Genomic DNA, 12,544 nt, shown 5'->3' with positions numbered 1-12,544 from the left:
CTCCTTACTTAGCCAGCGCTTCTACCGTGGCTTTCGCGCCGTTCTGCAATAGCTGTTGGTAAGCGTCGGTAACGGCTTGCACAAATTCGTGGTTCTTCGGCAGGTCGTTGCCAAAGATAGACTCGATGGCCAGTAGCCCGCGAACGCGTTCTTCCGGCGTCTGATATTGCTGATGAATCGCCTGATACTGTGCAAGCAGCGGATCGACGACATCAATGGTTTTACCTTGTTCATCGACACCGCCGACGTAACGCATCCATCCGGCGACGCCCAGCGTCAGGCGGCGATAGTCATCGCCCTGTTGCAAGTGCAGACGTACCGGGTCCAACAAACGCTGCGGCAGTTTCTGACTGCCATCCATCGCGATCTGCCAGGTGCGGTGTTTCAACGAGGGGTTAGTGAAACGCGCGATCAACAAATTCGCATACCCTTCCAGATCGGTGCCTTCCGGCATTGACAACGTCGGCGCTTGTTCATCAAGCATCAGCGCCAGCGCCGCGCGACGGTAAGCCGGGTTGGTCATGGTATCGGCGATAGTGTCATACCCGCCGAGATAACCCAGATAGGCGAGGAAAGAGTGACTGCCGTTAAGCATACGCAGCTTCATCATCTCAAACGGTACGACGTCTGCAACGAATTGCGCGCCGACGGTGTCCCAGTCCGGGCGACCATTCACAAAGTTATCTTCGATGACCCACTGGCGGAAGGGTTCGCAGGCGATAGCGCAGGGATCATAAACCCCTAACTGGTCGGCAACCAGTTGTAGCGTCTCTTCGGTCGCCGCCGGAACAATGCGGTCAACCATGGTGCAGGGGAAGGTCACATTGTCGGCAATCCATGCGGCGAGGGCGGCATCGCGAGCTTTTGCCAGACCGAGGACGGCAGCCTTCGCGACGTGACCATTCTCGCGCACGTTATCGCATGACAGCACGGTAAAAGCTTTTAGTCCTTGTTCCCGGCGCATGTTTAGCGCTTCGACAATATAGCCAATGGCGGATTTAGGCTGCTGTGGATGGGCAAGATCGTTTTGGATAAGCGGGTTATTGACATCAAGCTCGCCGCTGGCGGGGTCGGTGCAGTAGCCTTTTTCGGTCACGGTTAAGGAGACGATGGCGGTTTCCGGGCGCGCCATTGCCGCCAGAATCCCTGCATGACCGTCGAATTCAGGGTGCAGCGCTTCTTTCATTGAACCGATAATTTTCAGTTCGGTGCTTTCTGCGCCGCGTTCTGCAACGGTGTACAGCAGATTTTGCGCTTTCAGGTTCGCGATCAGCCGCGCGTCGTTACCCGGCATCAGGTTCACTTCACAAATGCCCCAGTCGCTGTCGCTCTTTTCCAGTAGATGATGAGTAAAGAGCGCCTGGTGCGCGCGGTGAAACGCCCCGCAGCCCAGATGCACAATACGGGATACCAGACGTGATTTGTCCCAGTTTGGGCGGGCGACGGAAACCTGGGCGGTGGCGATATTCTGTTCCATTGCAAACTCCTGTCATTCGACGTCTTCGCCCGCGATCTCCGGGGCGAGGCATGTTGCTATTGCATTGAGTAGGGGAAATCGCATGACGCGTCGCGCCATGCGAAAGAAGGTTATTTGCTAAAGAAAGCGCGCTGGATAGCCAGTTCGACGCCGCGGACTTCCGCAAGCCCTTTCAGACGGCCAATGGCGGAATAACCCGGATTCGTTTTCTTCTTCAGATCGTCCAGCATCTGATGACCGTGGTCCGGGCGCATCGGGATCAGATCGTCGCTACCTTCGGCTTTACGACGGTGCTCTTCTTCCACAATCGCTTTAACGACTTCATACATATCCACATCGCCGTGCAAATGGGCGGCCTCGTGGAAGGTCTTCGGATTCTCTTCGCGCAGCGTAGAACGCAGATGCGTAAAGTAGATGCGCGGACCAAATTGCTTGATCATATCAACCAGATCGTTGTCGGCGCGCACGCCGTAAGATCCGGTACACATGGTGAAGCCGTTCGCCATGCTATTAACGGTTTCCACCATCCATTGCATATCTTCAATGGTAGAGACAATGCGCGGCAGGCCGAGAATAGGGCGCGGCGGATCGTCAGGGTGAACGGCCATACGCACGCCAACCTCGTCGGCAACCGGAATAATGGCTTTCAGGAAATAGGCAAAATGTTCACGCAGTTTTGCTTTATCGATATCTTTATACGTCGCCAGGTGTTGACGGAACTGCTCCAGCGTATAGCCTTCTTCCGCGCCAGGTAAACCGGCAATAATGTTGCGGGTCAGACGTGCTTTGTCTTCCTCGCTCATGGTGGCGAAACGCCGCTCTGCCTGAGCAATCTCTTCTGCCGTATAGTCGGCTTCTGCTCCCGGACGCTTCAGGATGTGCAGTTCGAACGCGGCGAATTCAATCTGGTCAAAACGCAACGCTTTGGAACCATCCGGTAATACGTATTCCAGATCCGTACGTGTCCAGTCCAGCACCGGCATAAAGTTATAACAAACCGTATAGATACCGCATTGCGCCAGGTTACGTAGCGTTTGCTGGTAGTTTTTGATCCATAAATCGTACTGACCGGTGTGGGTTTTGATGTCTTCGTGGATAGGTACGCTCTCTACCACAGACCACTCCAGACCCGCCTCTTCAACGATTGCTTTACGTTTCTGGATCTCGTCTACCGACCAAATTTCTCCATTCGGGATATGGTGTAACGCCGTTACCACGCCGGTTGCGCCAGCCTGGCGTACATCTGACAGCGTTACCGGGTCGTTAGGTCCGTACCAGCGCCAGGTTTGTTTCATATCTCGTTTCCTCTTCTTGCGATAACGTCTTCGTGGTTGACCCATTGCCAGCCAACATCGAAACGTGCTTTGTAAACCCGTTCTGGCTCCTAAATTCAACCAAAAATTTTCTCATGTCAACCTTATTGTCTAAATTGGCTAACCAAATCACAAATATCATCATTCACGGTCTGCCAATTTTATTTATTTGATCTGTGTCAATTTTTGCTGGGTGAAAAGCATTCACCATTCAACTTGAAATGAGTTGATGTATTTATTTCAGGAATACTAAGTGCGGGAGTTGCCGCCAGATTTTGACCGGTCCGGATGAGAAAATATTGATTGGTCAACCAATTTTTGTGATTTCAGTTTTCCCGCTACAGGTCAGACGGCGCGGAGCTAATGTTTTTTAACGAGGCTTTATCATGAAGATGACAAAATTAAGATGGTGGATTATCGGCCTGGTCTGCGTAGGGACCATCGTAAACTACCTGTCCCGTAGCTCGCTTAGCGTTGCGGCGCCAGCGATGATGAAAGAACTCCATTTTGATGAGCAACAATATTCCTGGGTGGTGAGCGCCTTCCAGCTTTGTTACACCATTGCGCAGCCGATCACCGGCTATTTGATGGATGTCATCGGACTGAAAATCGGCTTCTTTATCTTTGCCTTGTTGTGGTCGCTGATCAACATGGCGCACGCGCTGGCCGGCGGCTGGATAAGCCTGGCATTTCTGCGTGGTCTGATGGGGCTAACCGAAGCGTCGGCGATTCCGGCCGGGATTAAAGCCAGCGCCGAATGGTTCCCGACGAAAGAACGCGGTATTGCGGGGGGGCTGTTTAATATCGGTACTTCGATTGGCGCGATGCTGGCGCCGCCGCTGGTGGTCTGGGCGATGCTGACCTTTGCTGATAGCGGCATCGGTACTGAAATGGCGTTTGTGATTACCGGTGGGATCGGCGTGCTGTTCGCCATCACCTGGTTCCTGATTTATAACTCGCCAAATAAACACCCGTGGATCACCCACAAAGAGCTGCGTTATATCGAAGACGGCCAGGAAAGCTATCTCCAGGACGATAACAAAAAACCGGCCGTTAAAGAGATCGTTAAAAAGCGTAACTTCTGGGCGTTGGCGATTACCCGTTTTCTGGCTGACCCGGCATGGGGAACGCTGAGTTTCTGGATGCCGCTGTATCTGATTAACGTGATGCATCTGCCGTTAAAAGAGATCGCCATGTTTGCCTGGTTGCCGTTCCTGGCGGCGGACTTTGGCTGCGTTGCAGGCGGTTTCCTGGCGAAGTTCTTCATGGAAAAGATGCACATGACCACGATCAATGCGCGTCGTTGTAGCTTTACCATCGGCGCTGTTTTGATGATTTCGATCGGTTTTGTCAGCATTACGACTAACCCGTATGTCGCCATTGCATTGATGAGTATTGGCGGTTTTGCGCACCAGACGCTGTCTACCGTTGTGATTACCATGAGCGCTGACCTGTTCAAGAAAAATGAGGTCGCGACAGTTGCCGGTCTGGCAGGATCTGCGGCATGGATGGGACAGTTAAGCTTCAACCTGTTTATGGGGGCGTTGGTCGCTATTATCGGTTACGGCCCGTTCTTCATTGCACTCAGTCTGTTCGATATTATCGGCGCCATCATCCTGTGGGTACTGATTAAAGATCCGGAAAAGCACCACCCGCCAATGACGGAACAGCCGCTGGCGTCTCACCGCTAAAGCTGTCTCGGTTTCACAGGCCTGATAAGCGAAGCGCTACCGGGTTCTAACGGCCACCTTCGGGTGGCCGTCTTCATCTTACCTGAGCATAAAATCATACTGGATGCTCATCTTCACATCCCAGTAATTCAAGCGATCGCCCAGCGCGCTACCGTCGCGTTTTTCGCGCCCTTTGTCAGCGGCAAGAAAAATGTTCATGCCCTCTAGCGGCCCCTCTTCAATACGATAATTTATGGCTCCCAGCAGACCCAACCCCTTAATTTGAACAGCGCGCTGGCTGGACTCATAACCGCGCGTGACGACAGGCGCGAATGTCATGGTGAGCTGTGGCGTAACACGGTAATTAACGCCCGCCTGCCAGGACTGCATGCCTTCCCGGTTGCGATCGAGGCTTAAAGAGAAGGGATAACCAATATCGGTATCGACCACTGCGCCGTTCATGGCGTGTTGCAGATAGCCGCCGCTGGCAAACAGGCTGCCCCAGGGGGCGCTCCAGGTAAACTGAGCGCTAACCAACCCGGTCTCATTAGGCTGGGTGGATGAACGACTTAGCCCCTCCAGCCGGGCGTAAAAACCGAGCAGCTCGCCTTTCAGGGCATACCCATCGTCTAGTGGTATCCGTTTTTCAAAGATACCCTGTACCTGACGGGAGACATCGTTTTGCTGCGAGCCGCCTATGGAATAGCGGCTGCTCTCGTCGTGCCAGCTGGCGGCGAAAAATGCGCGTGGACGATGATGATCATATTGACCCGTTTTACTGTTGTAGACGCCTTCATTGCGAATACCGGTCGTTGAGTCTGTCCACTGAAAAACGCGGGTACGCCACATTGCCCAGAACTCTACATTTGGCGTCAGCGCCAGGTAGCCCAGCGCGCCTTCGGAAGCGGTCGGTAGCGTGCGTTGTGAGCTGCTGGCGATGAGTGGAATTCGCCAGGGGAGGCTGCCATAACTATAATCGGTGCCAAAACGACCTATTTTTAAGCGGCTATTTTCTGTTGGCTTTATTTTTATTGCGCCAAGCACATAGCCGAAACTCTCGTGTCCGTCTAAGTACCAGCGCGTACTCATATTATCGCGAGCACCGAGTTTATAAACATAATACGCGCTACCCTCGACGCCGATCCGTTGTGAATAATAGCTGCTATTAAAATCAATTAACCCACCCTGAACCCAGGCATAAATATCTCTGCCTGCGCCCGCGCTGGGCTTATCAGCTCTTCGTAACTCATTTTTCAGTCTAAAACGTAAGGCGGACTCATCATCAGAAATTTGTAGGGCCAGGGCAGAAGGACAGGCCGCGACTACTGCTATTGGAATAGCCGCTATCTTCGCGAATTTTTTCATTGTTTAACCTGTTGTATATTATTGTTATCGAAAAGCTATTTATTAAAATCTTTAATAAGTTGTTGCTGTGACTGTTTTCGTTTATCTATCTCCTGAACAATCTCCTTAAATTTATTATCCGTTAATGGGTAAAACCAAATAATAATAAAAGCCAGTAACATAAAGCCGCACGGTATGAGCGATATAGACATCCGGATACCGGTAATGACTTCCGGCGTCTGCGTCTGATTGGCGATATAGCCACTTAACCCAAGAATAAAGGCCGGAATAGAACCGCCGATAGCCTGGCCGCATTTACGGGTAAAAGAAAATAGCGAGTAAGTCAGACCTTCTATGCGCACGCCCGTGAGATATTCGCCGTACTCCACGGTATCCGCCTCCAGCGCCCACATTACCGTCATGGTGATCCCCTGGCCAATAGCGGCAATCGCCAGAGCGGTTAAGGCCACGGGCACTGAATGGTCAGACATATAAAAGAAAAGCAAATACCCAAGGGTGCCCATTAAGGCGCCCGCCAGGAAGGTATTCTTCTTACCTATCTTCGCCACCAGACGGGGAACCAGAGGTGCTGACGCCACAGAACCTACCAGCATTTGTACCAGCACGATAACCGAGAAAAGGGCGGTATCATTCAAAACATAGCGTACATAGAACAGTGACGATGCGCTGACGGCGAAGGTCGAGATCAGAATGCATAGCGCGCCGGTACAAAGCATCATTAGCGGGCGGTTCTGTTTAAGCGTTTGCAGACTGATTTTTAACGACGGCTGCGCGACGATACGCACCACGTTTTCGCGGGTAGATTTAAAACAGATGAAATACAGCGCCATACCGGCAATGGCCAGGATAATGGTCCAGAAGAGGTAGACCGACGCCATTTCTGTCGGGCCGGAATGAGTAATACGCGGCCCGATCAGGAAGGCCAGACAGACAAACGTTAGCGAGGCCGCAATACTGCGCGCCGCGCCGAGACGGGCGCGCGAACGCGGTTCCTGAGTCATTGCCGTCGCCAGCGATCCATAGGGAATATTGACCATGCTATAGCAGAACCCAAGTCCCATATAGGTGAGATATGCGTAAATAACTTTGTTGCTATGACTCCACTCTGCCGGGACGCAGAATACCAGTACGCTAAACAGCATTAACGGCGCCGATCCGAACAGCAGGAACGGGCGAAATTTCCCCCAGCGGGTATTTACACTATCTACTATGCGTCCCGCCACCACATCGGCGAAGGCGTCAAATATTCGTACCAGTAAGAGCATCGTACCGGCAGCGGCGGCACCGACGCCTGCGACGTCGGTGTAATAACTTAGCAGGAACAGCGCCCCCATGGCGAAGGCGAAATTATTGGCAACATCACCCAGGCTGTAGCCTACGATAACGCGCCAGGAAAGCGGCTGGTTCATGATTTCTCTCCCTGCTGTGGCTTTTCGCCGAAGGTCATACCGGTCCAGCGTTTTTGCAGTATAAAGGCCGCCGATTTTGGTCTTCTGTCGCGGGTAAAAATCCCTTTTCGATTACCGCCGACGCGCATAATGCCCTGTGAAGTCGCGAAATCGGCAAAGTTCCAGACCTGCTCGCCGACAACGGCGCTAACGCGATCGAATACTCGGTGATACATCTCCAGCCAGGCGCACTGGTACTCTTCGCTCCACATGTCGCTGTACATCGAATGCAGCCCTGCCAGCGTATCGACGCCATATTCCGTCATGATGATGGGGCGGTGGAGTTTCTCCTGCCAGGCCAGTAACTCTTTCTCCAGCACTTTTTCTGCTTTCGCAAGATCGCCGCTTTGTACATACCAACCGTAATAGCGGTTCAGGCACACCACATCGAAGAGGTCGGTGATGGTGTCGGTTTCCACATCGCAAAACATGACGTTCACGCAGGTTATAGGGCGGGTCGGGTCCAGTTCGCGCGTGGCCTGCGCCAGTGGCGCAAAATAGTCTCTGGCGCCTTCTGGACGGGTATCCGGCTCATTCGCGATACTCCACATCACCACGCTGGGATGGTTTTTATCGCGGGCGATCAATTCCTGAATAGCCTTGAGATGCGCCCGCTGTGTTTCATCATTGACGCCTTCCTCGCTGTATAGCGCCTTCGGTTTTTCGCAGGAATCAAAGCCGATACCTAAAGAGAGATTGAAACCAACAGCTGCTGTTTCATCAATGACGACAATGCCATGCTCGTCCGCCCAGTCGAGCATCTCTTCGGCGTAAGGATAGTGCGACGTGCGATAAGAGTTGGCGCCAATCCACGACATTAGCGCGTGATCGTGTACCATCAGCACGTTATCAAATCCTTTCCCTCGTAGATCGGCATCTTCATGGCGACCGAAGCCGGTAAAATAAAAAGGTTTATGATTTATCAGAAACTGTTCGCCTTTTACCGCTACGCTACGGATTCCTACCCGAAGCGGATAGTCATCACGTTCGTCCTGATGCTGTGCGATAACCCGCAGCTCGTACAGATATCCTTCGCCCGGTTGCCATAATCGTGGCGCTGCTATCTGTAATTCGCCCTTTGCCCCTTCGCCGTAGGCGACAATATGCTGCCCGGCATCCCGCAGTTCTACGCGTACTTCACCGTTGGCCTCCACCCGCCAGCTCAGTGTGGCCCGGGAGAGATCGTTCGCGACCTCCGTCGTCACCGTAATATCCTGAACAAACGTTTTTGGTGTGGTGTAGAGCATGACGCTACGGTGGATACCGGCGTAATTAAAGAAATCATGGAAGTATGATTGCTGCCTTTTCCCCGTTTCATCACGGGTCACCACCCCCGGAGGGATAGTCTGCCAGCTCAGCTCGTTATTGACGCATACTGTGATACGTATGCTCTCTCCGGCTGCCGCCAGGTGGCTGATATCCGCTTCGAAAGGTGTATAGCCTCCCTGGTGTTCCATCACGGCGTGGTCATTTACCCATACCTTTCCATAATGCGTGACGGCATCAAAACGTAGAACGATGCGTTGATGCTCCCAGCCTTTGGGGATGCGGACGTTGAGCTGATACCAGACATTGCCGACATAGTTGCGGATCTCTGCATCGGCAAACTGATCGTTATAACTACCCGGTACGGCGATAGCGCGGCTTTGGGGGAGCGGTTGTCGCCACCATTGTTGCGCGATACCGCAATCGTCTGCATCCGTGCAAAACGACCACAGTCCATCAAGTTTTTTGATTTCGCGGCTCTGGGTTTCTACGGGACGTAACATTGTTCACTCCTTAATCCTGACGAATTTTCATTGGTCAACCAGCAATAAAACAAGTTAACCAGTTGTCTGAGGCAATAGTTATCACGCAGCGATCGAGAGGGAAAATGCAGAAAGGAAGGATCTTAAGGCGGATCAAAAAAAACAGGATTGCAACCTGATTTTTGTTTCTTTTGTCACATAAAACCATTTTCATCCGTTGACATATGGCAAAAAATGTTCAATCGAACGTTCGTTCTACTGTTTTTTATACAGGAAGTGAGGGGGAGGGGGCGGGAGGGATATCATGAGGATCAAAGAAAATAGGATGAAGAGTAGGCGCCTGAAGTGCGCCCGGGTACACTGCCACCACGCAGAGTGAAAAATGGGTCAACGTAATGGAGAATAAACTTACCGAATCACTACCGACGCGGATGCGAATTTTACGCGCCGCCAGGCAGTGTTTTGCTGAAAACGGTTTTCACAGTACATCAATGAAAACGATCTGTAAGGCCAGCGACATGAGCCCCGGCACACTCTATCATCACTTCCCCTCTAAAGAGGCCCTGATTGAAGCCATTATTTTAGAAGATCAGGAAAGAGCACTAACCCATTTTCGTGAGCCGCTGGAGGGCGTTGGGCTGGTGGATTATCTGGTGGAGTCAACTATTGCCGTCACGCGTGAAGACTGCGCGCAGCGGGCGTTGGTCGTAGAGATTATGGCTGAAGGGATGCGTAATCCTCAGGTCGCGGAAATGCTAACCAATAAATACCACACTATTATCGCCTCGCTGGTTGCACGTTTTAACGATGCGCAGGCGAAGGGGGAAATTGGCGCCGATGTGGATAAAGAAATGGCGGCAAGGCTATTATTAGCTACCACGTATGGTGTTTTATCGGATAGCAGCTCTGCTGAGAATGCCCGGCACGTCAGTTTTGCGACGACGTTAAGAACTATGTTAACGGGGCTACTAAAATGCAACTCTGCAAGCTAGTGTCGGTAAAAATACGCGTTCGTTTTATACGAGCGCGTTATCATTTAGTTTGCCTGATTATTTTTAGATGATGAAAATAATATTGTGGTAAGGGTTATTGTTTTTCGCCTGGATTTTTATCGACTCTCTGTCTCGCTGCGATCATCGATAAAGTCCCCTTTATGTAAATAAAGCTTCAATGCTTCTACTCTTTTCTCCATATATTTTGCGTAGCTTCACAAAAAATAACCTGATGTCGTAATGCCCACTCCCTAATATTCTCCATGCGCTATACGTTAATTTAAGTTTAAATTTCATGCCGGGGATATCACGATGTCACGTAATTTTACTGTTTCAGCCTGTCAGTATATTGTTACTGAAATAAACACTTTTGAAGATTTCATAATAAAGGTAAGGATACTTCTTAATAAAAGTCAGGGAGCTGATGTCGTTATCTTCCCGGAGCTATTTACCATTGAGCTATTTACACTATTGAAAAAATGGCAAGAAAGACCCATTTCACACCTTACTTTAATTGATCAGTTCACGGATGCCTATAAGCAGCTTTTTCAACAGGAAGCGAAAGAAAGAGGACAGTTCATTATTGCTGGCTCTCATCTGGAGCAGACCGGAGCAGATCGCTATGAGAATGTTGCGCATATATGGGGACCCGATGGCGAACATTATGCTCACAGTAAGACGCATATCTTTCCGGCTGAACGGGGTTGGTATACTCAGGAAGGCGATAAAATGGCTGTTTTTCAACTGCCATTTGCAAAGGTGGGTTTTAATATTTGTTATGAAGCAGAAATACCGGAGTGTGCCGCGACGCTGGTGGAACAGGGTGTGGAGTTAATTTTAACGCCTTCCGCTACGTTTACTGAACAGGGATTTTGGCGAGTCAGGCATTGTTGCCACGCACGTTGTATTGAAAATCAAATTTATCTTGTTCACTGTTGCCTGGGCGGAAACCCGGGTGGACCACTGCCAGGCTGCTGGGCCCGAAGTTCAATTTTAAGCCCCTGTGATGTCGTGTGGAAAAATCCACAAGGTATTATCGCAGAGGCGCACGTCAATCAAGAGGATGTCATTTCAGGAGAAATTAACCTCGATGTTCTATATGAAAATAGACTTGGGGGGGCAGCAACAACGTTCAAGGACAGACGCAGAAAAGCAGGCATATATAATATCTGGCCATCACACATTAAATAACAGAATGTGTCCCTTCTATGTATTAGCTGGAGGTCGTTATGGGATATTTAAAATTACCTGAGGGTAAAAGGATTGCGGTCAATCTTGGTGTCGATGTAGATGCTCAGTCTTTATGGCTGGGCGGATTTAATCGACCGTCGCCATCCTTTATGTCACGAGGAGAGTTTGGTGCACAAGTTGGCGTACCAAGGCTTCTGAAATTGTTCAAAGAAAATAATATCAAAACCACCTTTTTTATTCCCGGACACACTGTAGACACCTTCCCGGAAATCAGTAAAGCGATTTTTGATGCCGGGCATGAAATCGCTCACCATGGCTACTATCATGAAAATCCGACGCTGGTGAATCGTGATACAGAGCGCCGACTTATGGATCTGGCGTTCGCCTGTTATAAAAGACATTTCGGCATACGTCCTGTGGGATACCGTTCTCCCTATTGGGATTATAGCGAGAATACGCTGGATCTTCTGGAGGAAGCCGGTTTTCTCTATGACAGTAGCCTGATGGCGAGAGATCTTGTGCCTTACCATCCTCAACGTTGGCAGGTGAATTGGGAGACGGGAAATATCGCAGGCCCGGCCAGCGCGATTCTGGAAATTCCTGTTAGCTGGTATCTGGATGATTTTCCCGCACTGGCGTATACCGGCAACCAGGAGGGGATGAGCGATACTGACGGTGTTCTGCGACGCTGGAAGGATATTTTTACCTATGCTTATAACCATCAGGAAAACGGTTTATATGCGATGGCCCTTCATCCGCAGATAATCGGTCATGGGCATCATATGATGATGTTGTCACGCTTGATTGAACATATTAAAGGGCATGATGGCGTATGGTTTGCAACCTGTGAAGAGATAGCCAGTGTCTGGGTGGATGACGAAGAGGATCGACAAAAAATGCTCCGTCCTGATGTTCGTGGCGTAGCGCCGGTTCCGGATGATTATGGCTGGCCAGGCAAATGATATCACCTCATGACAATGTTAATATCAGTCGGGTAACGGATTACCCGGGCAGAAGTTACCTGTTTGCCCGCTCGGTAATGCATATTGTCCATCAGAAAGGGAGACTATCCTGGGACATATAAAATCTTTTTTTATTTCGGTCAAAACGTTAATCAACGAAAATAGTTTGTTTTTTGATTTAAATCATTTTTTAGTGTTCACAGGAAAATAAGCAAATAACATTTATAATGTGAGTATTAAGAAAAATAAAATTTCCATAGTGATTAATTTTTATTTAACGCTTTGATTTTTAGTGTTTTTGTATGTGTTAATTGATGTAAATCAATTTGGGGTTTTTTATTAAATAAGTAAAAATTAAGTTGATATTTGCTTTTTGAT

At 50.1% G+C, this 12,544-nt stretch carries 9 protein-coding genes; 4 read left to right on the top strand and 5 right to left on the bottom strand.

Annotation, left to right across the window (positions count from 1 at the left end):
• Positions 1 to 4 precede the first annotated feature (4 nt).
• Together NA624_RS10505 and uxuA are read right to left on the bottom strand one after the other, a co-directional pair.
• Positions 5 to 1,477, bottom strand: a complete 1,473-nt coding sequence (locus NA624_RS10505; protein WP_000437132.1) for a fructuronate reductase — start codon at positions 1,475 to 1,477, stop codon at positions 5 to 7.
• A 110-nt stretch (positions 1,478 to 1,587) separates the two neighbouring features.
• Positions 1,588 to 2,772 (bottom strand): mannonate dehydratase, encoded by a 1,185-nt coding sequence (uxuA, locus tag NA624_RS10500; protein WP_000815491.1) that lies wholly within the window; start codon positions 2,770 to 2,772, stop codon positions 1,588 to 1,590.
• Positions 2,773 to 3,176: 404 nt separating this feature from the next.
• On the opposite strand from uxuA, the gene NA624_RS10495 reads away from it, so the two are divergent.
• On the top strand, positions 3,177 to 4,481 hold the full coding sequence (locus NA624_RS10495; RefSeq protein ID WP_000784371.1) for an MFS transporter: 1,305 nt from the start codon (positions 3,177 to 3,179) through the stop codon (positions 4,479 to 4,481).
• A gap of 78 nt (positions 4,482 to 4,559) precedes the next feature.
• Here the strand turns inward: NA624_RS10495 and uidC are convergent, their stop codons facing one another.
• The 3 genes from uidC to uidA are packed head-to-tail and all read right to left on the bottom strand — an operon-like array spanning position 4,560 to position 9,042.
• On the bottom strand, positions 4,560 to 5,825 hold the full coding sequence (gene uidC / locus NA624_RS10490; RefSeq protein WP_000712675.1) for a glucuronide uptake porin UidC: 1,266 nt from the start codon (positions 5,823 to 5,825) through the stop codon (positions 4,560 to 4,562).
• Positions 5,826 to 5,860: 35 nt separating this feature from the next.
• Entirely contained in the window at positions 5,861 to 7,234 is a 1,374-nt protein-coding gene (uidB, locus tag NA624_RS10485; RefSeq protein WP_001075548.1) for a glucuronide transporter, read from the bottom strand.
• Positions 7,231 to 9,042: a beta-glucuronidase gene (uidA, locus tag NA624_RS10480; RefSeq protein WP_000945953.1), complete on the bottom strand. Its 1,812-nt coding sequence runs from the start codon at positions 9,040 to 9,042 to the stop codon at positions 7,231 to 7,233. Before uidA ends, uidB begins: the two co-directional genes overlap by 4 nt.
• 374 nt (positions 9,043 to 9,416) lie before the next feature.
• On the opposite strand from uidA, the gene NA624_RS10475 reads away from it, so the two are divergent.
• The 3 genes from NA624_RS10475 to NA624_RS10465 all read left to right on the top strand — a co-directional run bounded on the left by NA624_RS10475 (position 9,417) and on the right by NA624_RS10465 (position 12,166).
• The gene (locus tag NA624_RS10475; RefSeq protein ID WP_000428463.1) at positions 9,417 to 10,013 is read left to right on the top strand and encodes a TetR/AcrR family transcriptional regulator; all 597 of its coding nucleotides are present in this window, start codon (positions 9,417 to 9,419) and stop codon (positions 10,011 to 10,013) included.
• Positions 10,014 to 10,325: 312 nt separating this feature from the next.
• The gene (locus NA624_RS10470) at positions 10,326 to 11,204 is read left to right on the top strand and encodes a carbon-nitrogen hydrolase family protein (RefSeq protein ID WP_000089249.1); all 879 of its coding nucleotides are present in this window, start codon (positions 10,326 to 10,328) and stop codon (positions 11,202 to 11,204) included.
• Between the two features lie 38 nt (positions 11,205 to 11,242).
• On the top strand, positions 11,243 to 12,166 hold the full coding sequence (locus tag NA624_RS10465) for a polysaccharide deacetylase family protein (RefSeq protein WP_000540892.1): 924 nt from the start codon (positions 11,243 to 11,245) through the stop codon (positions 12,164 to 12,166).
• Positions 12,167 to 12,544 lie beyond the last annotated feature (378 nt).

Origin of the sequence: Salmonella sp. NW38, assembly GCF_051807745.1 — a bacterium.
Taxonomy (GTDB): domain Bacteria; phylum Pseudomonadota; class Gammaproteobacteria; order Enterobacterales; family Enterobacteriaceae; genus Salmonella; species Salmonella enterica.
Note: the sequence above shows the minus strand (reverse complement) of the source record. Positions and strands in the feature narration are given on the sequence as shown.